This is a genomic window from Klebsiella sp. MPUS7 (assembly GCF_009905335.1).
Taxonomy (GTDB): Bacteria; Pseudomonadota; Gammaproteobacteria; order Enterobacterales; family Enterobacteriaceae; genus Klebsiella; species Klebsiella grimontii.
In genome coordinates this window covers 5,632,015-5,655,676 of sequence record NZ_CP047604.1, presented here as the reverse complement: position 1 = coordinate 5,655,676, position 23,662 = coordinate 5,632,015, and the positions used below count along the sequence as shown (strand labels likewise).

20 protein-coding genes are annotated in these 23,662 nt (G+C 57.0%); 7 read left to right on the top strand and 13 right to left on the bottom strand.

Annotation, left to right across the window (positions count from 1 at the left end):
* Nucleotides 1-6: 6 nt before the first annotated feature.
* The 5 genes from hslU to priA form a co-directional block, all read right to left on the bottom strand.
* Entirely contained in the window at nucleotides 7-1,341 is a 1,335-nt protein-coding gene (gene hslU, locus GUC22_RS26460; protein ID WP_024360576.1) for an HslU--HslV peptidase ATPase subunit, read from the bottom strand.
* Between the two features lie 9 nt (nucleotides 1,342-1,350).
* Complete coding sequence (hslV, locus tag GUC22_RS26455) at nucleotides 1,351-1,881, bottom strand: ATP-dependent protease subunit HslV (protein WP_004127251.1); 531 nt, start codon at nucleotides 1,879-1,881, stop codon at nucleotides 1,351-1,353.
* Nucleotides 1,882-1,972: 91 nt separating this feature from the next.
* The gene (gene ftsN / locus GUC22_RS26450; RefSeq protein WP_074168716.1) at nucleotides 1,973-2,947 is read right to left on the bottom strand and encodes a cell division protein FtsN; all 975 of its coding nucleotides are present in this window, start codon (nucleotides 2,945-2,947) and stop codon (nucleotides 1,973-1,975) included.
* A 91-nt stretch (nucleotides 2,948-3,038) separates the two neighbouring features.
* Nucleotides 3,039-4,067, bottom strand: a complete 1,029-nt coding sequence (cytR, locus tag GUC22_RS26445; protein WP_004127258.1) for a DNA-binding transcriptional regulator CytR — start codon at nucleotides 4,065-4,067, stop codon at nucleotides 3,039-3,041.
* Between the two features lie 150 nt (nucleotides 4,068-4,217).
* Complete coding sequence (priA, locus tag GUC22_RS26440; RefSeq protein WP_024360575.1) at nucleotides 4,218-6,413, bottom strand: primosomal protein N'; 2,196 nt, start codon at nucleotides 6,411-6,413, stop codon at nucleotides 4,218-4,220.
* A 241-nt stretch (nucleotides 6,414-6,654) separates the two neighbouring features.
* On the opposite strand from priA, the gene rpmE reads away from it, so the two are divergent.
* Nucleotides 6,655-6,870 (top strand): 50S ribosomal protein L31, encoded by a 216-nt coding sequence (gene rpmE / locus GUC22_RS26435; protein ID WP_004107543.1) that lies wholly within the window; start codon nucleotides 6,655-6,657, stop codon nucleotides 6,868-6,870.
* 93 nt (nucleotides 6,871-6,963) lie between these two features.
* Here rpmE and metJ read toward each other — a convergent pair whose 3' ends face one another.
* Nucleotides 6,964-7,281 carry a met regulon transcriptional regulator MetJ gene (gene metJ, locus GUC22_RS26430; protein WP_004107547.1) on the bottom strand — a complete coding sequence of 106 codons (318 nt, stop codon included), beginning with the start codon at nucleotides 7,279-7,281 and terminating at the stop codon, nucleotides 6,964-6,966.
* 266 nt (nucleotides 7,282-7,547) lie between these two features.
* Between metJ and metB the strand changes: the two genes are divergently transcribed.
* Together metB and GUC22_RS26420 are read left to right on the top strand one after the other, a co-directional pair.
* Complete coding sequence (gene metB / locus GUC22_RS26425) at nucleotides 7,548-8,708, top strand: cystathionine gamma-synthase (RefSeq protein WP_004127265.1); 1,161 nt, start codon at nucleotides 7,548-7,550, stop codon at nucleotides 8,706-8,708.
* 2 nt (nucleotides 8,709-8,710) lie between these two features.
* Nucleotides 8,711-11,143, top strand: a complete 2,433-nt coding sequence (locus tag GUC22_RS26420) for a bifunctional aspartate kinase/homoserine dehydrogenase II (RefSeq protein ID WP_004870585.1) — start codon at nucleotides 8,711-8,713, stop codon at nucleotides 11,141-11,143.
* Nucleotides 11,144-11,182: 39 nt separating this feature from the next.
* Here GUC22_RS26420 and GUC22_RS26415 read toward each other — a convergent pair whose 3' ends face one another.
* Nucleotides 11,183-11,554: a carboxymuconolactone decarboxylase family protein gene (locus GUC22_RS26415; RefSeq protein ID WP_004870583.1), complete on the bottom strand. Its 372-nt coding sequence runs from the start codon at nucleotides 11,552-11,554 to the stop codon at nucleotides 11,183-11,185.
* A 91-nt stretch (nucleotides 11,555-11,645) separates the two neighbouring features.
* On the opposite strand from GUC22_RS26415, the gene GUC22_RS26410 reads away from it, so the two are divergent.
* Both GUC22_RS26410 and metF read left to right on the top strand, forming a co-directional pair.
* Entirely contained in the window at nucleotides 11,646-12,551 is a 906-nt protein-coding gene (locus GUC22_RS26410) for a LysR family transcriptional regulator (RefSeq protein WP_160183862.1), read from the top strand.
* 166 nt (nucleotides 12,552-12,717) lie between these two features.
* Nucleotides 12,718-13,605 carry a methylenetetrahydrofolate reductase gene (gene metF / locus GUC22_RS26405; RefSeq protein WP_004870579.1) on the top strand — a complete coding sequence of 296 codons (888 nt, stop codon included), beginning with the start codon at nucleotides 12,718-12,720 and terminating at the stop codon, nucleotides 13,603-13,605.
* Between the two features lie 132 nt (nucleotides 13,606-13,737).
* Here the strand turns inward: metF and GUC22_RS26400 are convergent, their stop codons facing one another.
* From GUC22_RS26400 to GUC22_RS26385, 4 genes are all read right to left on the bottom strand, one after another.
* Entirely contained in the window at nucleotides 13,738-14,487 is a 750-nt protein-coding gene (locus GUC22_RS26400) for a DeoR/GlpR family DNA-binding transcription regulator (RefSeq protein ID WP_004870577.1), read from the bottom strand.
* 138 nt (nucleotides 14,488-14,625) lie between these two features.
* The gene (gldA, locus tag GUC22_RS26395; RefSeq protein ID WP_024360572.1) at nucleotides 14,626-15,729 is read right to left on the bottom strand and encodes a bifunctional L-1,2-propanediol dehydrogenase/glycerol dehydrogenase; all 1,104 of its coding nucleotides are present in this window, start codon (nucleotides 15,727-15,729) and stop codon (nucleotides 14,626-14,628) included.
* 56 nt (nucleotides 15,730-15,785) lie between these two features.
* Complete coding sequence (gene fsa, locus GUC22_RS26390; RefSeq protein ID WP_004107558.1) at nucleotides 15,786-16,448, bottom strand: fructose-6-phosphate aldolase; 663 nt, start codon at nucleotides 16,446-16,448, stop codon at nucleotides 15,786-15,788.
* A 205-nt stretch (nucleotides 16,449-16,653) separates the two neighbouring features.
* Nucleotides 16,654-17,517 (bottom strand): AraC family transcriptional regulator, encoded by an 864-nt coding sequence (locus tag GUC22_RS26385; protein ID WP_004870574.1) that lies wholly within the window; start codon nucleotides 17,515-17,517, stop codon nucleotides 16,654-16,656.
* 151 nt (nucleotides 17,518-17,668) lie between these two features.
* On the opposite strand from GUC22_RS26385, the gene zinT reads away from it, so the two are divergent.
* A complete protein-coding gene (zinT, locus tag GUC22_RS26380) occupies nucleotides 17,669-18,316 on the top strand; it encodes a metal-binding protein ZinT (protein ID WP_049085918.1) in 648 nt (215 codons plus the stop codon).
* Nucleotides 18,317-18,413: 97 nt separating this feature from the next.
* Here the strand turns inward: zinT and ppc are convergent, their stop codons facing one another.
* Both ppc and argE read right to left on the bottom strand, forming a co-directional pair.
* Entirely contained in the window at nucleotides 18,414-21,065 is a 2,652-nt protein-coding gene (ppc, locus tag GUC22_RS26375) for a phosphoenolpyruvate carboxylase (RefSeq protein ID WP_160183861.1), read from the bottom strand.
* 254 nt (nucleotides 21,066-21,319) lie between these two features.
* Nucleotides 21,320-22,471: an acetylornithine deacetylase gene (argE, locus tag GUC22_RS26370; RefSeq protein ID WP_004127321.1), complete on the bottom strand. Its 1,152-nt coding sequence runs from the start codon at nucleotides 22,469-22,471 to the stop codon at nucleotides 21,320-21,322.
* A 184-nt stretch (nucleotides 22,472-22,655) separates the two neighbouring features.
* Between argE and argC the strand changes: the two genes are divergently transcribed.
* Complete coding sequence (gene argC / locus GUC22_RS26365) at nucleotides 22,656-23,660, top strand: N-acetyl-gamma-glutamyl-phosphate reductase (protein ID WP_004870566.1); 1,005 nt, start codon at nucleotides 22,656-22,658, stop codon at nucleotides 23,658-23,660.
* Nucleotides 23,661-23,662: the final 2 nt, after the last annotated feature.

Sequence of the window (23,662 nt, the reverse complement as noted above, 5' to 3'; positions counted from 1 at the left end):
ACCGGATTATAAGATAAAACGGCTCAGATCTTCATCTGCCACCAGAACATCCAGATGCTTACCGACATATTCCGCATCGATGGTGACGGTTTGGCCGTTCATTTCGCTGGCGTCGTAGGAGATGTCTTCGATCAGACGCTCCAGCACGGTATGCAGACGACGGGCACCAATGTTCTCGGTGGTTTCGTTGACCTGCCATGCGGCCTGAGCGATACGCTTGATACCCTCTTCCGTGAATTCGATATTGACGCCTTCGGTCGCCATCAGCGCTTTATACTGCACGGTGATGGACGCGTTCGGCTCGGTCAAAATACGCTCGAAGTCGTGGGTGGTCAGCGCTTTCAGCTCAACGCGAATCGGCAGACGGCCCTGCAGTTCCGGGATTAAGTCAGACGGGCTGGCGACCTGGAACGCGCCGGAGGCGATAAACAGAATGTGATCGGTTTTCACCATGCCGTGCTTGGTGGAGACGGTGCAGCCTTCAACCAGCGGCAGCAGGTCGCGCTGTACGCCTTCACGGGATACGTCAGGGCCGGAGGAGTTGCCGCCGCGCTTACAGATTTTGTCGATTTCGTCGATAAACACGATACCGTGCTGCTCAACGGCGTCGATGGCATCCTGCTTCAGCTCTTCCGGGTTGACCAGCTTCGCCGCCTCTTCTTCAATCAGCAGCTTCATCGCGTCTTTAATTTTCAGCTTACGCGGTTTTTGCTTCTGGCCGCCCAGATTCTGGAACATGGACTGCAGCTGGCTGGTCATCTCTTCCATGCCCGGAGGGGACATGATTTCAACGCCCATCGGCGCAGCCGCGAGATCGATCTCAATCTCTTTATCATCGAGCTGACCTTCGCGCAGTTTTTTACGGAAAGACTGGCGCGCGGCGGAGGGTTCCTGAGGCTGTTCAGCCTGGCCCCAGTTGTTTTTCGCCGGCGGGATCAGCACGTCAAGGATGCGCTCTTCCGCCAGCTCTTCCGCACGATAGCGGTTTTTGTCGATGGACTGCATGCGCACCATTTTGATCGCCGCATCGGTCAGATCGCGGATGATGGAGTCCACTTCCTTACCAACATAGCCGACTTCAGTGAATTTCGTCGCTTCGACCTTGATGAACGGCGCATTGGCGAGCTTTGCCAGACGGCGGGCGATTTCCGTTTTACCGACGCCGGTCGGGCCGATCATCAGAATGTTTTTTGGCGTGACTTCGTGACGCAGCTCTTCGTTGAGCTGCATACGACGCCAGCGGTTACGCAGAGCGATGGCGACGGAGCGCTTGGCTGCGTCCTGGCCGATAATGTGTTTGTCCAGTTCGCTGACAATTTCGCGTGGGGTCATTTCAGACATGGGAGATCCTTACGCTTTGGAGGTCAATTCTTCGATGGTATGGAAGTGGTTGGTATAAATGCAGATATCACCTGCAATACTCAACGCTTTCTCTGCGATATCGCGTGCGCCCATATCGGTATTTTCCAGCAGGGCGCGAGCCGCGGCCTGGGCGTAGGGACCGCCGGAGCCGATAGCAATCAAATCGTTTTCTGGCTGCACCACGTCGCCGTTACCGGTGATGATGAGCGAGGCGTTTTCGTCAGCCACCGCCAGCAGCGCTTCGAGCTTGCGCAGCATCCGGTCGGTACGCCAGTCTTTCGCCAGCTCAACGGCGGCCTTCACCAGGTGGCCCTGATGCATTTCCAGCTTACGTTCAAACAGTTCGAACAGCGTGAAGGCGTCAGCGGTGCCGCCCGCAAAGCCGGCAATCACTTTGTCGTTATACAGGCGGCGCACTTTTTTCACGTTGCCTTTCATTACGGTGTTGCCCAGCGTGGCCTGGCCATCACCGGCAATAACGACATGGCCGTTACGGCGAACACTTACAATTGTAGTCACGAGCAGACCCCTTGGTTGCAAAAGCGGAATAGGGGCCCCGCGGTTTACGCGGGGCAGAATGCAATTATAGATGGGGGGGATTTTGAGGGTTTCAACCCCTGGCGGCGAGACGAATGCAGTTTGCGTGTCCGGCCATTTTCAGCCGTTCAATCATATTGCTGGCGTTTTCTTTGCCTTTCAGCGGCCCAATCACCACGCGATTCCAGCCGTTATTGGTGGTGATGTGCGAGGCGAAGCCTTCAAACGCCAGCTGCGCGCGCACGGTTTCCGCCTGCTCAGCGCCTTTAAAGGAGCCGCACTGGATCATCCAGCTGCGATCGTCTTTTTTCTCCGTCGCGGCGGTTTTCGGCGCTTCTTCTACGCGGGTTACCGGCGCGGCGGCCTGGGCTTTAGGCTGCGCGGTACTGGTATGCGCTGGCGTTTGCAGCAGGTCCTGGTACGGCTGCTGATTAGACGCCGTCTGCCTCGGCTGCTGTTGTACCGGCTTCGACTGCTCGACGACCCGCGGCTGGGTTCGCGGTTGCTGTACCTGCGTCTGCTGCTGGGCCTGCGCGAGCTGCTGTTGCTGTACCTGCTGCTGAGCTAAACGCTGACGCTGCAAGGTTTGCTGGCGCTGCGCCGGGGTTTGTTCATTCCACGGCACTTCGGTCAGCTGCGTGGGCTGCTGACGCATATCGGCCTGCATCTGCGCCAGCAGCTGGCGCTGCTCGTCCGTCAGCTGCTCCGGCTTCATGACTTCGCCGCCCGCCGTGGGTTCCGTAGGCGCGCGTACCCCGGGCTGACGGCTTTCCAGCTCTTTAATATAGCGCCAACGTTCTTCCGGCTTCGGCGGCAGGCCGTTGCCCGCGGCCTGGCGGTTCTGCAGCGCTTCAGCTTCTTCTTTCTTATGGTGAGTGATGAAGTACAGTCCACCGATAAAGGCCACCAGCACTGCCGCGGCGATGGCCACCATAGTCGGTGAAACCGCCGAAAGGCCGCCTTGTTTGTTCCTTGAGCTTCGCGTATTGCTCTTTTTGCGCCGCGAAGAAGCCGGTTGGCTGCGGCGTACATAATCTCGTTGTGCCACTATCGTTTCGCTGTCTTATTCGTTTTTCAGCCCGCCATGTTACTTAAGCGGCGGGGCTTTGACCAGAAGAGCAGGCCCGAAAGCCTGGTGGTTATGTTCGGATTTTGCGCGTACTGCCGCGAACGATAAGCTCGCAGTCAAGTAATCGTGAACCGCTGCTGACGTTATGACCGTGCAGTTGGTCCAGCAAAAGCAGCATCGCTTCGCGGCCAATATCAAAACGTGGTTGCGCGACGGTCGTCAATGGCGGATCGCAAAATTCAGACAAAGAGATGTTATCAAAACCAATAATAGACAGATCTTCAGGAACTTTCAGGCCGCGACGCTTCGCCAGCGATAATGCGCCCAGCGCCATAATATCGCTATGGCAGAAAATAGCCGTCGGCGGTACCGGCAGCGCCAGCAGCTGTTCCAGCGCGCTGGCGCCGGCTTCATAGGTAAAGTTGCCGCGGGCGATATAGTGCGGATCGACGGTTATCCCGCTGCGACGCAGCGCCTGGACATAGCCCTGCAGGCGGTAATGGCACAGCGGCATCTCTTCCGGGCCGGCGATACAGCCGATACGGCGGTGCCCCAACTCGTGCAGATAGTTCACGGCGTTAAACGCGGCGGTGAGGTTATCGATATGGACCGTCGGCAGCTCCAGCTCGGGAGCGAATTCATTGGCCATCACCATCGGCGGCAGATTGCGCTGCTCTTCCACGCCCGCATCGAAGGGTAATCGGGAGCCCAGCAGCAGCATGCCATCGATCTGCTTGGTAATGATCAGGTCGATAAAGGTCTTTTCCTGACGGTTCTGGTGGGCGCAATCGCCGATCAGCACCAGGTACTCTTGCTCCGCGGCGGTGACTTCAATACCGCGAATGATCTCGCTGAAGAAGGGGTCGCAGATATCCGGCACAATCACCAGGATGGTGCGCGACTCGTTGCGCTTCATATTGCGCCCGAGCGATTGCGGTAAATAGCCGACTTCAAGCGCGGCCTGCTCAACCCGGTTACGGGTGCTCTGCGAAACCTTATCGGGGTTCATTAACGCTCGGGATACGGTTGCCGTGGAAACGTTTGCCTTTTGGGCAACGTCTTTCATAGTGGCGGCAACGACCTGTTTTTTGGGCTTCACCTGATTTCTCCTCGCTGACTGGCGCAGACACATCCCTGGCGTTCTGACATCAGCAACATTTTTAACAGATAGTACATCCAGAGAGTTACAGAATTTTCATGAAAAACGTGATGACGGTTGAATTTTTCGATCCGCCTCGCAAGAGAAGCCTTAACCTTCAATAGGATCGACGTCCAGAACCCATTTCACTTTTCGCGCTTCCGGCAGCGTGTTAATCAACGCCAGCGTTCCGCTGACGATATGCTGCAGCTGAACGCGCGACGGATGCTGGAGGAGAATTTGCCAGCGCCAGCGGCCGCCGCGCTTTGGCGCTAGCGCCGGAACCGGCCCGAGCACCCACAGTTTCTTATCGGCCAGCGGGCTGGCCTGCAGCAGATTGCGCAGCTGCTGTAAAAAAAGCGGCGCCTGCTGGTTGTTATGATCTTCGGCGCGAATCAGCACGTGGCTGGTCCACGGCGGCAGCTGCATGCTCTGCCGTTCCGCCAGCGCCTCCCCGGCAAACGCGTCGTATCCTTTATAAAGCAGCGTTTGCAGTAGCGGGTGCTCCGGGTGGTGGGTCTGCAGGATCACCTCGCCTTGTTTGCCCGCCCGGCCTGCGCGGCCTGAAACCTGGGTGTAGAGCTGAGCGAAGCGTTCCGCCGAGCGGAAATCGGCGGAAAACAGCGCGCCATCGACGTCCAGCAGGGAAACCAGGGTGACATCCGGGAAGTGGTGCCCCTTCGCCAGCATTTGGGTGCCGATAAGAATGCGCGCGCCGCCGCGGTTGACGTCGGCAAGATATTGTTCAAGCGCGCCTTTGCGGCTGGTGGTATCGCGGTCAATTCGGGAAATCGGGATATCGGGAAACAGCGGTCCCAGGGCCTGCTCAAGCTGTTCGGTCCCCAAACCGACCGGTACCAGATGCGTCGAACCGCAGGAGGGGCACTGGCGCGGAATCGGGCGCTGGCTGTCGCAGTGGTGGCAGCGCAGATGATGCTGGGCCTGGTGCAGCGTGTAGTAGCTGTCGCAGCGCGGACACTCCGCTATCCAGCCGCAGTCGTGGCACAGCAGCGCCGGCGCGAAGCCGCGGCGGTTCAAAAACAGAATCACCTGGTTATCGGCCTGCAGATGCTGGCGCATACGGCCAATCAGCGCCGGAGACAGTCCGGCCTGCAGCTGCTGGCCTTTTAAATCCAGGACGTGCTGCTGAGCCGGACGCGCGTTGCCCGCTCGTTTGGTCAGCTTCAGCTGGCGATACTTGCCCTGGCGGACGTTATAGAGCGTCTCCAGCGCCGGGGTCGCCGAGCCAAGGATAATCGGGATTTGCTCGCTATGGGCGCGCCAGACCGCCAGATCGCGAGCGTGATAGCGCCAGCCCTCCTGCTGTTTGTAAGAGCTGTCGTGCTCTTCGTCGATAACGATCACACCGAGGTCTTTAAACGGGGTAAACAGCGACGAGCGGGTACCGATCACAATCGCCGCTTCGCCATTTTTGGCTTTTAGCCACGCGGAGAGGCGTTCGCTGTCGTTCAGCCCGGAGTGCAGCACTTCCACCGGGGCGTTAAAACGGTGGCGGAAACGCGCGATAGTCTGCGGCGTCAGGCCGATTTCCGGCACCATCACCAGCGCCTGGCGACCCTGCGCCAGCACGTTTTCAAGGACGCTTAGATACACTTCCGTTTTGCCCGAGCCGGTGATCCCGGCCAGCAGCCAGGCGGAAAAGCTGTCCGAGGCGCTGTGGATCGCGCCCACGGCGGTGGCCTGTTCGGTGTTAAGACGCAGGCGCTCGCCGGGTACCGAGAAGCCTGCGCGCCAGTCGGTGATGGCCGGCGCTTCGCTGGCCAGTTCCGCCAGGCCTTTACCCCTCAGCGCCTGCAGGGCGGCGTCGTTAAATTCCAGTTCGGCGACCTGATGGCGCCAGATCTTCCCCTGACGCAGCGCCGCCAGCGCCTGCTGCTGTTTCGGTGAGCGCTTAAGGCTATTGATATCAACCGCTTGCCCCTGTTCGGTGGCAAACCAGTACCACATTGGCGCCGCGCTGGCGGGTTTCCCCTGGCGCAGCATGATCGGTAGCGCGTGAAACAGCACATCGCCGATGGGATGATGGTAGTAGTCCGCCGCCCACAGCAGCAGCCGCCAGACCGAAGAGGAGAAGACCGGTTCGGCGTCGAGGACTTCAGCCACCGGCTTGAGTTCGTCGAGCGGCAGTTCACTGCGCTCACTGACCGCCGTTACGATACCTATCCGCTCCTGTTTGCCGAACGGGACGCGCACGCGACAGCCCGCTTTGACCGGCATGCCGTCAGGCAGCAAATAGTCAAAAGTGCGGGGCAGCGGAACGGGCAGGGCAACGTGAGCGACGGGCATTTAATCTTCCTGACTTGAAATCTGGCGGGTTAGTATACACATTGTGATAAGGGCTCGCGGATCAGTTTGCATATGCTGGTCAAATTCTGTATGATTCGCCGCCTTTGATGCGCTTTGTGCGGCATCAAAATCTATTACCCGGCAATTTCGCTTTGCGCAATCGCACCGGGAAATTATTAACATCGCGTGGTGTCTGGCGTTAGGGCTGGAAGAGCGACGCGGCCTTAACTGAGGTTCTCCCATGAAAAAAGATATTCATCCGAAATACGAAGAAGTTACTGCTTCCTGCTCTTGCGGTAACGTCATGAAAATCCGTTCTACCGTAGGTCACGACCTGAACCTCGACGTGTGCGGTAAATGCCACCCGTTCTACACTGGCAAACAGCGTGATGTTGCTACCGGTGGTCGTGTTGACCGCTTCAACAAGCGCTTCAGCGTACCGGGTACCAGCAAGTAATTTGCTGAAGAAGCCGCCTCAGGGCGGCTTTTTTGTCTCTCGCGCGCAACCGCGCAAAAAAAGCAGAAGATTTCTTCTGCTTTTTTTATGGTTTTAGTATTCCCACGTATCCGGGTCGATGCCCAGCTCGCGCATAATCTCTTTCGCCGCTTCCGGGATTTCATCGCTGCGCTCTTTACGCAGGTCTTCATCGTTAGGCAACGGTTGACCGGTAAAGGCATGCAGGAACGCTTCGCACAGCAGTTCGCTGTTGGTCGCGTGACGCAGGTTATTCACCTGACGACGCGTGCGTTCATCGGTGAGGATTTTTAACACCTTCAGAGGAATGGAAACCGTAATTTTCTTTACTTGCTCACTCTTCTTACCGTGCTCAGCGTATGGGCTGATATATTCGCCGCTCCATTCAGCCATGAGTTACCTTTAATCCTCTATTCATTAGTTAAGGGCCTGAACGCGAGTCCTGGCCATAATTACGCGTAGTTTACCGTAGAGGGGCGCGTCTGACACCAAACAAGCCGCTACGGATGTGCGCTAATGCATATAATTTTAACGGCTATTTCCAGTTTGCTCAATCTATACGCAAAGAAGTTTAGATGTCCAGATGTATTGACGTCTATTATAACAATGATTACTCTGGTGCCTGACTTTTCACCGACTCAGCCCAGGAACTCCCCAACATGACGCGTAAACAGGCCACCATCGCAGTGCGTAGCGGTTTAAATGACGACGAGCAGTACGGTTGCGTTGTCCCGCCCATTCATCTCTCCAGCACCTATAACTTCACCGGATTTAACGAACCTCGCGCCCACGACTACTCTCGTCGCGGTAACCCGACCCGTGATGTGGTGCAGCGTGCGCTGGCGGAGCTGGAGGGCGGCGCGGGGGCGGTTCTGACCAACACCGGCATGTCGGCCATTTTGCTGGTCACCACCGTATTCCTGAAGCCGGGCGATCTGCTGGTGGCGCCGCACGACTGCTACGGCGGCAGCTACCGCCTGTTTGATAGCCTGGCGAAGCGCGGCTGCTATCGCGTGCTGTTTGTCGATCAAAACGACGAACAGGCGCTGAGCGCCGCGCTGGCGGAAAAACCGAAGCTGGTTCTGGTCGAAAGCCCAAGTAATCCATTGCTGAGAGTTGTGGATATTGCGAAAATCTGCGGTCTGGCGCGTGAGGCCGGAGCGGTCAGCGTGGTGGATAACACCTTCCTGAGCCCGGCTTTGCAGAATCCGCTGGCGCTGGGGGCCGATCTGGTGTTGCATTCATGCACCAAATATCTGAACGGCCACTCTGATGTGGTGGCCGGGGTGGTTATCGCCAAAGATCCGGCGACCGTCACCGAACTGGCATGGTGGGCGAATAATATCGGCGTCACCGGCGGAGCGTTTGATAGCTATTTGCTGCTGCGCGGCTTACGTACACTCTCTCCGCGTATGGAAGTGGCTCAGCGCAACGCGCTGGCGATTGTCGACTATCTGAAAACCCAGCCGCTGGTGAAAAAACTGTACCATCCGTCCCTGCCGGAAAACCAGGGGCATGAGATTGCGGCGCGTCAGCAAAAAGGTTTTGGGGCGATGTTAAGCTTCGAGCTGGATGGCGATGAGCAGACGCTGCGTCGTTTCCTGAGCGGGCTATCGCTGTTTACGCTGGCGGAATCGCTGGGCGGCGTGGAAAGTCTGATTTCCCACGCCGCGACGATGACCCATGCGGGCATGGCGCCTGAAGCGCGTGCGGCCGCCGGGATCTCAGAAACGCTTCTGCGGATTTCGACCGGTATTGAAGATGGTGAAGATTTAATTGCCGACCTGGAAAATGGCTTCCGGGCAGCAAACGAGGAATAAACATGAGTGTGATTGCGCAGGCAGGGGCGAAGGGTCGTCAGCTGCACAAATTTGGTGGGAGTAGTTTAGCGGATGCGAAATGTTACCTGCGCGTCGCGGGTATCATGACGGAGTATTCGCAGGCGGGCGATATGATGGTCGTCTCTGCCGCCGGCAGTACCACCAACCAGTTGATCAGCTGGCTGAAGCTCAGCCAGACCGATCGCCTCTCTGCGCATCAGGTGCAACAATCGCTCCGTCGTTATCAGATGGATCTCATTTCTGGACTGCTGTCGCCAGACGCTGCCGATACGCTGATCGCCACGTTTATTCAGGATCTTGAGCGTCTTGCCGGGCTGCTGGATGGCGGCGTCACTGACGCGGTATATGCCGAAGTCGTCGGTCACGGCGAAGTCTGGTCGGCCCGCCTGATGGCGGCGGTGCTGAACCATCTCGGCGTAGAGGCCGCCTGGCTGGATGCGCGTAGCTTCTTACGCGCCGAGCGCTCCCCGCAGCCGCAGGTGGATGAAGGCCTCTCCTATCCGCTTTTGCAGCAGCTGATGGCGCAGCACCCGAACAAACGCCTGGTGGTGACCGGCTTTATCTCGCGTAACAACGCCGGGGAAACCGTTCTGCTGGGGCGTAATGGTTCTGATTATTCCGCCACCCAAATCGGCGCGCTGGCCGGGGCGTCTCGCGTCACTATCTGGAGCGACGTAGCCGGGGTTTACAGCGCGGATCCGCGGAAAGTGAAAGACGCCTGCCTGCTGCCGCTGCTGCGCCTGGATGAAGCCAGCGAGCTGGCCCGCCTGGCGGCGCCGGTGCTGCATGCCCGTACGCTGCAGCCGGTCTCCGGCAGCGATATCGATTTACAATTACGCTGTAGCTACACCCCGGATCAGGGCTCTACGCGCATCGAACGCGTGCTGGCTTCCGGTACCGGGGCGCGCATCGTCACCAGCCATGACGATGTTTGCCTGATTGAGTTCCAGGTGCCCGGCGGTCAGGATTTCAAACTGGCGCATAAAGAGCTGGACGCCATTTTAAAACGCGCCCAGCTGCGGCCGCTGGCGGTTGGCGTACACGCCGACCGTAAGCTGCTGCAGTTCTGCTACACCTCTGAAGTGGCCGACAGCGCGCTGAAGCTGCTGGACGAAGCGGGGCTGCCGGGCGAGCTGCGTCTGCGTCAGAAGCTGGCGCTGGTGGCGATGGTTGGCGCTGGCGTGACCCGTAATCCGCTGCACTGCCACCGTTTCTGGCAGCAGCTGAAAGGCCAGCCGGTAGAGTTTACCTGGCAATCAGAAGAGGGCATCAGCCTGGTCGCGGTGCTGCGCGCCGGGCCGACGGAAAGCCTTATTCAGGGGCTGCATCAGTCGTTGTTCCGCGCGGAAAAACGCATTGGCCTGGTGCTGTTTGGCAAAGGCAATATCGGCTCCCGCTGGCTGGAGTTGTTCGCTCGCGAGCAGACGACGCTCTCCGCTCGTACCGGTTTTGAATTTATTCTTGCCGGGGTCGTGGATAGCCGCCGCAGCCTGCTCAATTATGAAGGCCTCGACGCCAGTCGTGCGCTGGCGTTCTTTAATGATGAAGCGATTGAACAGGATGAAGAGTCGCTGTTCCTGTGGATGCGCGCGCATCCGTACGATGATCTTGTGGTGCTGGACGTGACCGCCAGCGCGCAGCTGGCCGACCAGTACCTGGATTTCGCCAGCCACGGCTTCCACGTTATCAGCGCGAATAAGCTGGCTGGCGCCAGTAGCAGCAGTAAGTATCGCCAGATCCACGACGCGTTCGAGAAGACCGGGCGCCACTGGCTGTACAACGCCACCGTCGGCGCCGGTTTACCGGTCAACCACACGGTGCGCGATTTGATTGATAGCGGCGATACCATTCTGGCGCTGAGCGGTATTTTCTCCGGCACCCTCTCATGGCTGTTCCTGCAGTTTGACGGTACCGTGCCGTTTACTGACCTGGTCGATCAGGCCTGGCAACAAGGACTGACGGAGCCGGACCCGCGCGTCGATCTCTCCGGGAAAGACGTTATGCGTAAGCTGGTGATTCTGGCGCGTGAGGCGGGTTACGACATCGAACCGGATCAGGTGCGCGTGGAGTCCCTGGTGCCTGCCCACTGCGAAGAGGGCTCTGTTGATCACTTCTTCGAGAACGGTGAAGCGCTGAACGACCAGATGCTGCAGCGTCTGGAAGCGGCGCGCGAGATGGGCCTGGTGCTGCGCTACGTCGCGCGTTTTGACGCCAATGGTAAAGCCCGCGTCGGCGTGGAAGCGGTGCGCGAAGAGCACCCGCTGGCGGCGCTGCTGCCGTGTGATAACGTCTTTGCTATCGAGAGCCGCTGGTATCGCGATAATCCGCTGGTGATCCGCGGTCCGGGCGCCGGTCGCGATGTGACCGCCGGGGCGATTCAGTCGGATATCAACCGCCTGGCGCAGCTGCTGTAGCCATAAATACAAGACCAGGCGACGCCTGGTCTTTTCGCTCTAGTGCGCCGCGAAAACGTCTTTGGCGGCAAACAGACCGTTCAGAGCCGCCGGGAATCCGGCATAGACCGCCATCTGCATGATAACTTCCGTAATCTCTTCCTGCGTCAGCCCGACATTTAACCCGGCGGCAATATGCACTTTTAGCTGCGGCGCGGCGTTGCCGAGCGCCGTGAGCGCGGCGATGGTGGCTATTTCACGACTGCGTAAATCGAGTCCCGGCCTGGCGTAAATATCGCCGAAGGGGAACTCAATCAGATAGCGGGCGAAATCGGGGGCGATATCTTTCAGGCTGTTGACGACGGCATCGCCGCCTTTGCCGTCCACGCGCTGTAGCATTTCTTGTCCGGTGGTATAACGTTCGCTGCTCATAGCCTCTTCCTCAGTGTGATTATGCGTTACGAGGAAGGTTAGGGAAGTTTAGCGGACTTGAGTAATACCCTTTTCGTGATACCTTTTAAGCATGACAAATCCACGCTTACATACCCTCGATATTCGCCTGCTGCGCTACTTTGCCGTGGTGGCGGAGGAGAATAACATCAGCCGGGCCGCAGAACGGCTCTTTATCTCGCAGCCGCCGCTGAGCCGCCATATTCGTCATCTGGAAACGCAGCTGGGGGTGACGCTGTTTTTACGCCATACCAAAGGCCTGATCCTTACCGACGAGGGAAGACGGGTGCTGGACATCGTTCGGCCGCTGCTGGCGCTTCAGGAGCACACCCTGGCGGCGCTGAGCCAGCTCTCGGCGCCTGCGCAGCAGCTTCTGCGACTGGGGCTGACGACGGCCTTTGAACAGGGCGTTTTCGCCGCCGCGGAATCCGCTCTGGGGGAACAGACCGGCGCTTTGCATATCACTCGTCAGTCATCACCGGCGCTGGCCCGGCTGGTGCGAAAGGGCAAGCTGGATGCGGCGCTGGTGGCGCTGCCGCTGAATACCGAGGGGCTTCACCTGCATCCTTTGTCTTACCAGGAGCCGCTCATCGCTGCGTTACCCGCATCCTGGCCGGAGGCCGCCACGGCGGACCTGGCGTTAAGCGCGCTCAATCATCGGCCGCTGTTCTGGTTTAGACGCGAGCGTAATCCCGATTTTTTTGACTATACGCGACGTATTTTTGATCGGGCAGGCTATTCGCCCGCTTACGTGGAGGAGCCCGCCGAGCATGATGTTCTGCTGGCGCGCATTGCGCGCGGAGAAGGCATGATCCTCCTGCCGGCATCATTTTCCGCTATCCAGCGTCAGGGGGTGGTTTTTTGTTCTCTGCGTGATGCCAGCCAGCAGCTTCCGCTTAGGCTGGGCGTGGTCACAATGCCCGCAAATGAGGGGTTACGGGAAAGGGTGATAGCAGTCCTTGAAAAATCATTACCTTAGCGAATGCGACTTGAATTAATTTCATCTTGTCTGAATATTCCTCACTGTTTACGCTGATTTTTCTATTGACGCCGGTGCTCTTTTCCGTCATTTTTACATCTGGACGTCTAAACGTATAGAAGTTCGCGACACAACAAACAATAAAATGCGATTGATGAGGTAAGGTATGAGCTTTTTTCACGCCAATCAGCGGGAAGCCCTGAATCAGAGCCTGGCGGAAGTACAGGGCCAGATTAACGTCTCTTTTGAATTCTTTCCGCCGCGCACCAGTGAAATGGAGCAAACCCTCTGGAAATCCATCGATCGCCTGAGCAGCCTGAAGCCGAAGTTTGTCTCCGTGACCTACGGCGCCAACTCCGGTGAACGTGATCGCACCCATAGCATTATCAAAGGCATTAAAGATCGTACTGGTCTGGAAGCCGCACCGCATCTGACCTGTATCGATGCCAGCCGTGATGAGCTGCGTACCATTGCCAAAGATTACTGGGATAGCGGGATTCGCCATATCGTTGCGCTGCGTGGCGACCTGCCGCCGGGGAGCGGTAAGCCGGATATGTATGCGGTCGACCTGGTCACGCTGCTGAAAGAGGTTGGGGACTTTGATATTTCCGTCGCGGCTTATCCGGAAGTCCATCCTGAAGCTAAAAGCGCGCAGGCTGACCTGCTTAATCTGAAGCGCAAGGTCGACGCTGGCGCCAATCGCGCGATTACCCAGTTTTTCTTTGATGTGGAAAGCTACCTGCGTTTCCGCGACCGCTGCGTCTCCGCAGGTATCGACGTCGAAATTATTCCAGGTATTTTGCCGGTCTCTAATTTTAAGCAGGCGAAAAAATTCGCCGATATGACCAACGTGCGTATCCCGACGTGGATGGCGAAAATGTTTGAAGGTCTGGATAATGACGCCGAAACCCGCCAGTTGGTAGGGGCGAATATCGCCATGGATATGGTGAAGATTCTAAGCCGCGAAGGGGTGAAGGATTTCCACTTCTATACCCTGAACCGCGCGGAAATGAGCTACGCGATTTGCCACACGCTGGGCGTGCGCCCGGCGTAAGCAGGCTTCCTTCTATTCTCTCTTTTCTTTGCGGCGTCGAAGCATATTATTCGGCGCCGCGTGTTCTGGTTATTCCTTAAAAGCATCCTGCTGAAACACTTGTACGATCGATAAAACCAGGCGCCTGAGCAATCAGAGGTGTCTATCAGCCAGCAGCAGCGGTACGTTTTGCGTCTTCATCAGAGAAAGGGTATCAGGGGGCAGGCCGGTCTGGCTGATAACGAGGTCAAAGTCGGCCAGACGACCATGGCCCGCAAGGAACGTTTGACCAAATTTACTTCTGTCCGCCAGCAGGATTTTTTGCCGCCCGGCGCGCATCAGCGCTTGCTTGACGTGGGCGTCGGTCATTTTTGGTACCGTTAACTCACCGAGTTCGTTGACGCCTTGAGTACTGAGGAAAACCTTGTCGGCGTGGATATGACGAAAGAAGTCGGCGGTGCTGAAAGAGATCATCCCCTGGCTGTCATCTTCATATTCGCCAGGCGCCACGATCAATTTTATATTTTTTCTTCCTTTCAGTAGATTAACTACCGGAACGGAGTTGGTTATCACCATGATTTTTTTATCGAAAATAAACTGGGCGAGCGCCAGTGGCGTGGTGCCACAGTCGATAATGATCGTGTCGCCGTCCTCAACCTGCCCGGCGGCTTTCTGGCCAATCAGGTGCTTATCATCGACCATTTGTATCGATTTTAGCTGAAAGCTGGGCTCGACGCTGGCGCCGCTGGTTAAATAGGCTCCGCCGTAGGTTGTTTTTACAATGCCTTGTTTTTCAAAGAAAGAGAGGTCGCGACGGATGGTCATTTTGGTGACGCCGAACTTGTCGGCGAGTTCATTAACGACGACTTTTTTGTCCAGTTGCAGAATGGCGTAAATGCTCATTCTTCGATCTGATGACTGCATATCTACGATTCACCCAAAGGAAAATCGCACTATAAAACACATCGTTTTGGCTGGCAATGGGGCGTGAAAGGAACATAAAAGAACACGTCCGTCAAAAGACGGACGTGTCTGGAGGGGTTATTCCCACTCTTGCAGGAAGCGCTGGCCGTACTGGTCGGCCACCAGAAGCGCCGCATAGACCTGATCCGGCGTCGCGCCGCCGGGCATATTGTGGATGGTTTCACCTTCCGCGCAGGCGGCTTCCGCCACGGTACGCATTTTGCCCGGGATATCGGCTTTAATATCCAGCTGCGCCAGGGTGATCGGCAGCCCGACGCTATGGCACAGCGCTGCCACCGTTTCAATCTCTTCCACCGGCGCGTTTTCCAGAACCAGCTGCGTGAGCGTGCCGAAGGCGACTTTTTCACCATGGTAGTAATGATGGGCATCCGGAATCGCGGTCAGGCCGTTGTGGATAGCGTGCGCAGCCGCCAGGCCGCCGCTTTCAAACCCAACGCCGCTCAGGTAGGTGTTGGCTTCAATCACCCGTTCCAGCGCCGGCGTCACAACGTGCTGCTCTGCCGCCAGCATCGCTTTTTCACCCTCTTCAATCAGCGTGTTGTAGCACAGTTCAGCCAGCGCCAGCGCCGCCTGGGTGCATTTACCGCCCGCCATGGTGGTCGCGCCGCTGCGGGAGCAGGCACGCGCTTCAAACCAGGTCGCCAGCGCATCGCCGATACCGGCTGCCAGCAGGCGTGCCGGGGCCCCAGCAACGATTTGCGTGTCAACAATCACCATGTTCGGGTTGCGCGGCAGCATCAGATAGCTATCAAACTCGCCATCATCGGAATAGATGACCGAGAGTGCGCTGCACGGCGCATCGGTAGAGGCAATCGTCGGCGCAATAACCACCGGAAGATTCATAAAATGTGCTAATGCTTTTGCGGTATCCAGCGTCTTGCCGCCGCCGATACCGAGCACGGCTGTGCATTGGGCAGAATCGGCGATACCACGCAAGCGATTGATTTCATTGTGTGAGCATTCACCGCCAAATGGAGCGATTTCGCCGACCAGCCCAGCATCCGCCAGGCTTTTACGCAGTTTTTCTTCGGCAAAACCGAGGACAAATTTATCGCCAACGATGAGCCAGCGTTCAGCCAGCGGTTTGAGGTAGCCGCCAAGGCGAGTCATTGCGTCCGCGCCCTGAATATACTTACCGGGTGATTGAATAATGCGATCCATTTCTATTCCTCCTGGATGACCGTGATGCCACCCCCCTGGGCGGCTCGCCGATCGGGTTACAGGTTCAGAGTTCCAAAGGCGTTATTCCAGTCCTGCTCAAACTTCTCAATGGCTGACTCTACCGCAGGGGTACCGAGCATTTGTTGCGCTACGTCTAACGGAAGGGTAATAGCTTCGCAACCGGCTAACAGGCAGTCCAGAGCCTGACGAGGCGTCTTAAAGCTGGCGGCCAGCACTTTGCTTTCCGGCGCATGCAGTTCCAGCAGGGATTGCAGTTCCTGGACCATACGGATGCCGTCACCGCCCTGGGCGTCGACGCGGTTCACGTAAGGCGCAACATATTTTGCCCCAGCGAGCGCGGCCAGCAGACCCTGAGAGGCGCTGTAGACCGCTGTGCCAAGCGTAGGGATGCCTTCTTTTTTCAACAACTTGATAGCGGCAAGGCCTTCAGCAGTCACCGGAATTTTTACTACAATACCGGGGACGGCGTTGCTCAGGCGTTTGGCTTCTTCCACCATGCCCTGCGCGTCGCGGCTCATGGTCTGGGCGAACAAAATACCTTCCGGGCCGACGGCTTTTTGCAGGCGCGGCAGAACATCCCAAACCGGCGTTTTACCGGCAGCGATAATGCTGGGGTTGGTGGTGACTCCAGCCAGCGGATAGATACGTGCCAGGCGTTCAACTTCTGCTACGTTTGCGGTGTCCAGATAGAGTTCCATGATGCTTTCCTCAGTGCTTAATTCGGTAGTGTCGTTGAGGTAAGAATACGGCTTTCACTCGACGGGTCGCCAGATGACAAATTTGCCAAAAACTGGATAAATGTACGCATTATGAGTAAGGATGATTTAGATCACGTTTATCCCGTCATCCGGATTAAGGCCGGAATAAAAGCGCGCACAAAAGTCAGGTTTAACACACAAAAGTCTAGTTTTTTGCCGGGGCTGTTTTTTCCGTCAGCTGGCTGTGATATTGACGGCGATACTCCGACGGCGAGCGTTCGGTGTTTTTGCGAAACAGGCGGCAGAAGTAGTTGCTGTCGGCGAAACCGCAGGCGTGGGCGATATCTTTCACTTTCATATCGTGGCCTTTTAACAGCATTCTGGCCTGCTCCAGGCGGATGTGATTCAGATACTCGTTAAAGCCCATTGGCCCGCATTTCTGGAACAGGTGGGATAGATAGTTTGGCGAGAGATAAAACGCCTGCGCCACCGACTCCCGAGTTAACGGGTCGGCAAAGTGGGCGTCAATATGCTTACGAATCGCTTCAAAAAGCGCCTGGCTGCGCGATGAGGTTTGTACCTGGCTGCCCAGCAGATCGGCACAGTGGCTGAGCAGGCTGGTGACAATAAAGCGGGCCGTGTGCTGCTCCCGCGGCTGCATCTGCATTTCATTCAGCGCCTGCAGCAGAAAAGAGCCGACCCGGGGACCGCGGCGCGGAACCTGCTGTTTATCCAGCACGTTAAGCGCGCTGCCGTCCCAGTGGCGCAGGACGAATTCCAGCTGCTGTTTACCAAATAAGATAGTGAGCAGAGTGGAGGGCGCCAGCCATTGCGGGTCATTCCATCCGCCAGCGGGAATATACAGCACATCGTGCGGCATGAGCTGGGCGCGATCGGCTTTAATCGCCGGATCGTGAAGCTGACCCGCAAGCATGATTTCGAGGCGCGGAAAATCGACGCATAGCGCATTCTCAGAAGCCGGCCTGGTCTCGGTGGAAAAGCGAATCTTTCCCACGACCGCCGGGCCTTTAACAAAAGAATCAATGACCTGATTAATGTCGCTATCCATTCTCTCTCCGCGTAATGCGATCTTTTTTCATCATACCTAACAAACTGGCAGGGGGAAAAGCCGCGCGGTTTTTCTGCGAAGTGTATTGTAAGATTTGTTTGATATGTTATATCGTAACATATTATTGCAAACATAAACTCAGGAGAGAGTGATGACCAAAAAGATTTCCGCCCTAGCGTTTGGCATTGGCATGGTAATGGCGAGCAGCCAGGCTTTTGCCCACGGTCACCATAGTCATGGCCCGGCGCTGACCGAAGCGGAACAAAAGGCGAGTGAAGGCATTTTTGCTGACCAGGACGTAAAGGACAGGGCGCTGAGCGACTGGGAGGGGATCTGGCAGTCGGTTAACCCCTATCTGCTGAACGGGGATTTAGATCCGGTTCTGGAGCAGAAGGCCAAAAAGGCCGGTAAAAGCGTGGCGGAATATCGGGAATATTATAAGAAGGGCTACGCTACCGATGTCGACCAGATTGGTATCGAGGATAACGTCATGGAGTTTCACGTCGGGAAAACCGTCAACGCCTGTAAGTACAGCTATTCCGGTTACAAAATTCTGACCTACGCATCCGGTAAAAAAGGCGTGCGCTACCTGTTCGAATGCCAGCAGGCGGATTCAAAAGCGCCGAAGTTTGTTCAGTTTAGCGATCACACCATCGCGCCACGCAAGTCCCAGCATTTCCACATCTTTATGGGCAATGAGTCCCAGGAAGCGCTGCTGAAAGAGATGGATAACTGGCCAACCTACTATCCTTATGCGCTGCATAAAGAGCAGATTGTCGACGAAATGCTGCACCACTAATAAAAAATAGCTCCGGTAAACGCGATGCTTACCGGAGCTACGGTTTTTAACCCGGCTCGCGCTACGCTTAGCCGGGCTACAGGTTTCTTAAGGCGAACTAGCCGGTATTACGCATACCTGCCGCGACGCCGGCGATGGTGACCATCAGCGCTTGTTCAACGCGCGGATCCGGTTTTTCGCCTTTCTCTTCTGCCAGACGCGAACGGTGCAGCAGCTCGGCCTGGAGCACGTTCAGCGGGTCGGTATAGATATTACGCAACTGAATAGACTCCGCGATCCACGGCAGGTCCGCCATCAGGTGGGAGTCGTTGGCGATGGCCAGCACCACGTTGATATCGGCGGACAGCAGTTTGCGCAGCTCTTCGCCGAGCTTCCACAGTTCTGGTTTCACCAGACGCTGATCGTAATATTCCGCCAGCCACAGGTCGGCTTTTGAGTAGACCATCTCTAGCATGCCGAGGCGGGTCGAGAAGAACGGCCAGTCGCGGCACATGCTTTCCAGCTCGCTCTGCTTGCCGCCTTCGACGACTTTTTGCAACGCGGCGCCGGCGCCCAGCCAGGCTGGCAGCATCAGGCGGTTCTGCGTCCACGCGAAGATCCACGGAATGGCGCGTAGCGACTCGACGCCGCCGGTCGGGCGACGTTTGGCCGGACGCGAGCCCAGCGGCAGTTTACCCAGCTCCTGCTCCGGCGTTGCGGAACGGAAATAAGGAACAAAATCTTTATTTTCACGCACGTAGCCGCGGTACATCTCGCAGGAGACGTCTGACAGCTCGGCCATGATGTCGCGCCATTGCGCTTTGGGCTCCGGCGGCGGCAGCAGGTTGGCTTCCAGAATCGCGCTGGTATAGAGCGACAGGCTGCTGATGGTGACTTCCGGCAGGCCGTATTTAAAGCGGATCATCTCGCCCTGTTCGGTGACGCGCAGGCCGCCTTTCAGGCTTCCCGGAGGCTGAGAGAGCAAGGCCGCGTGCGCCGGCGCGCCGCCGCGACCGATAGAACCACCGCGACCGTGGAACAGGGTCAGCTCAATACCGGCTTTTTCACAGGTCTTAATTAAGGCGTCCTGCGCCTGGTACTGCGCCCAGGAAGCGGCCATAACCCCCGCATCTTTCGCCGAGTCGGAGTAGCCAATCATGACCATCTGTTTGCCCTGGATAAAGCCGCGATACCAGTCGATATTCAGCAACTGGGTCATGACGTCGTCGGCGTTATTCAGGTCGTCCAGGGTTTCGAACAGCGGAGCGACCGGCAGCGCGAAGCCGATACCGGCCTCTTTCAGCAGCAGATGCACAGCCAGGACGTCAGACGGCGTTTTGGCCATCGAAATCACGTAGGCCGCAATCGAGCCGCGCGGCGCTTCGGCGATCACTTTGCACGTCTCAAGCACTTCGCGAGTTTCTTCGCTTGGCTCCCACTGGCGCGGCAGCAGAGGGCGTTTGGAGTTCAGTTCGCGGATCAGGAAGGCCTGTTTATCGGCTTCTGACCAGCTTTCATAGTCCCCGATGCCGAGATAGCGGGTCATTTCGCCCAGCGCTTCGGTGTGGCGGGTACTTTCCTGACGGATATCGATACGCACCAGCGGTACGCCAAAGGCTTTTACGCGGCGCAGGGTGTCGAGCAGCTCGCCATTGGCGATAATGCCCATACCGCAGGCTTGTAGCGACTGGTAACAGGCGTAAAGCGGTTCCCACAGCTGCTCGTTTTGCGTGATAAGACCCGCTGGTTTCGGCAGTTTCTGCCCTTTCAGGCGCGCTTCCAGCCAGGTCTGCGTCTCCATCAGCTGCGTGCGCAGCTTTTTCATCAGGTAACGATAGGGTTCCTGCGCGCCTTCCGCGCCAGCCAGATCGCGCAGCTCATCGGTGCACTCGACCATCGATAGCTCGGAAATCAGCACCTGGACGTCTTTCAGGAACAGATCGGTTGCTTTCCAGCGGCTGAGCAGCAAGACGTGGCGGGTAATGTCGGCGGTCACGTTCGGGTTGCCGTCGCGGTCGCCGCCCATCCAGGAAGTAAAGCGAACCGGAACAAAGTCGACCGGCAGCCGATAGTTCAGGTTGTCTTCCAGCTGTTCATTCAGCTCGCGCAGGTAGTTTGGCACGCCTTCCCACAGGCTATTTTCAACAACCGCGAAGCCCCATTTCGCTTCATCCACCGGGGTCGGGCGATGTTTGCGGATTTCATCGGTGTGCCACGACTGGGCAATCAGCTGGCGCAGACGGCGCATGACCTGATGACGTTCATAGTCCGCAATGTCGTTGTTATCGAGCTGCTTCAGGCAGCTGTTGATTTCACCCATCTTATGGATCAGCGTACGACGAGTGATTTCGGTCGGGTGCGCGGTCAGCACCAGTTCCAGCGACAGGGATTCAACGGCTTGCTTAATAATGGTTTCGTTGAGGTCGGGTTGCTCTTTAAGCTTTCTCAGGGTGCGGGCAATCACTTCAGGATTACTGGCCGCTTCGCCTTTTGGCGAAATGCTGTGGTATTGCTCAGCGGTATTCGCCAGGTTCAGAAACTGGCTAAAGGCGCGCGCCACCGGCAGCAGCTCGTCGTTGGACAAGTTTTGCAACGTGGTGAGCAGTTCCTGGCGGTTGGCTTCATTGCCAGCGCGAGAAGATTTGGACAACTTACGGATAGTTTCGACACGATCAAGAATGTTTTCTCCTAGCGCATCCTTGATGGTGTCGCCCAGCACCTTACCGAGCATACTGACATTACTGCGCAAAGCGGAATATTGTTCGTTCATGTTACCCCAGACACCCCATCTCATTTTATTTTGTTATATCCGGCGCTCGATAATTTGAGCAGTGGATAAGCAACCGTCTTTTATAAAGCCACGTAAAAACCCCCACGTCAATTGTTGCGAAATCGCTTCAGCAAACGAATAAATGGCGGCAATTTGCGAAATTTAACTCGGAGGTCGCTTGATAAGTGTTGCTTATGAAAATGTGATAATTGTCACCCTCTCGCGTCGATGAAATCGCCCGAGAGGATGCGTATTTAATGCCAGCAAAAATGGTGGACCACCTGAGTGATGAGCTCGCGGGTCGGCTTAATAAAGCGCGTTTCCAGGTACTCATCCGGCTGGTGGGCCTGGTTGATAGAGCCCGGGCCTAATACCAGCGTCGGGCAGAGGGTCTGAATAAACGGCGCTTCGGTACAGTAGTTCACCACGTCGGTTTGCGCGCCGAGGAGTTTTTCTACGACCTCAACCAGTTTATGGTCCGGCGGACATTCGTAACCGGGGATCGGCGGATGCAGTTCAGAAACGGTCAGGCGGCCAGGCCAGCGCTCGCTCACTGGCGCCAGCGCCTCGTTCAGCAGCCCGTTGAGATCGTTGAGCGTCATTCCAGGCAGCGGACGAATATCCATATGCAGTTCGCAGCAGGCGCAAATGCGGTTGGAGGCATCGCCGCCGTGGATGGCGCCGAGATTCAGCGTCGGCCAGGGAACGGTAAAGGCGGCATAGTGATAACGCTCTTTTAAGTCGTCGCGCAGCTGCATGATGCGGCCAATGGCGTCGTGCATCAGTTCAATCGCGTTGACGCCGCGTGCCGGGTCGCTGGAGTGGCCCGACTGCCCCTGAATGCGAACCGCGTTGGACATGTGGCCTTTGTGCGCGCGTATCGGCTGCAGCGATGTGGGCTCGCCGATAATGGCGCAATCCGGTCGCAGCTGGGTCGTCTCGGCGAAGTAGCGGGCGCCGGCCATGCTGGTCTCTTCATCGGCCGTCGCCAGAATATAGAGCGGCTTTTTCAACTGAGTGACGTCAACGTCGCGCAGGGCGTCAAGAATAAAAGCGAAGAAGCCTTTCATATCCGCGGTGCCGAGACCATACAGCTTATTGTCGTGCTCGGTCAGGGTAAAAGGGTCGCGGGTCCAGCGGCCATCATCAAACGGGACGGTATCGGTGTGCCCGGCAAGCAGCAGGCCGCCAGCGCCGTGGCCGCTGCTGGCCAGCAGGTTGAATTTATTGCGCGTGTCCGGGACTGGCTGAACTTCAACATTAAAGCCGATATCGCGGAACCAGCCAGCCAGTAAATTGATTAAAGACTCATTGCTTTGATCCAACGCCTCTTCGGTTGCGCTGATGGAGGGTGTGGCGATCAGCGCGCGGTAAATCTCGATAAAGGGCGGTAATTTGTTTTTCATTGTTGACACACCTCGGGTCGTGATAGTATCAATATTCATGCATTATTTGTGAATAAAAATACATTATCGTTGAGCGTAAGAAAACCCATCGAATGTAAGGATGATGCTCTTACGGCTCAGCAGGGTGGGGAAGGCAACGGTCTTCCAGGGCAAATATACGTAAGCAAGAAGGTGAAGAGCCCCAATGTTGAACACGCTGATTGTGGGCGCCAGCGGTTATGCCGGCGCAGAGCTAGTGGCCTATGTAAATCGCCATCCTCATATGACCATAACCGCATTGACGGTCTCCGCGCAAAGCAATGATGCGGGAAAATTAGTTTCCGATTTGCATCCGCAGCTGAAAGGCATTGTCGATCTGCCGCTGCAGCCGATGTCCGATATCAGCGAGTTTAGCGCCGGAGTCGATGTCGTTTTTCTGGCTACCGCGCACGAGGTCAGCCATGACCTGGCGCCGCAGTTCCTCGCCGCTGGCTGCGTCGTGTTCGATCTCTCCGGGGCGTTTCGCGTGAATGACGGCGCCTTCTATGAAAAATATTACGGTTTCACTCATCAGCATCCTGAACTGCTGGAGCAGGCGGTTTACGGCCTGGCCGAGTGGAGCGTCGAAAAGCTAAAAGAAGCCAATCTGATCGCCGTACCGGGCTGCTACCCGACGGCGGCTCAGCTGTCGTTAAAACCGCTGATCGACGCGGGGCTGCTGGATCTTAACCAGTGGCCGGTGATCAACGCGACCAGCGGGGTCAGCGGCGCCGGGCGTAAAGCCTCTATCGGCAATAGCTTCTGCGAAGTCAGCCTGCAACCTTACGGCGTTTTCAACCACCGTCATCACCCGGAAATTTCAACCCACCTGGGCGCGGATGTGATTTTTACCCCGCATCTGGGCAATTTTAAGCGTGGGATTCTGGAGACCATTACCTGCCGTCTGAAGCCCGGCGTGAGCAAAGAGCAGGTCGCGGCGGTGTTCCAGCAGGCCTATGCGGATAAACCGCTGGTACGTTTATACGATAAAGGTGTCCCTGCATTGAAAAATGTCGTGGGTCTGCCATTCTGTGATATCGGTTTTGCGGTCCAGGATGAACACATCATCGTGGTGGCGGCGGAAGATAACCTGCTGAAAGGCGCGGCCGCGCAGGCCGTGCAGTGCGCTAATATTCGTTTCGGCTTCGCTGAGACGCAGTCTCTTATTTAAGG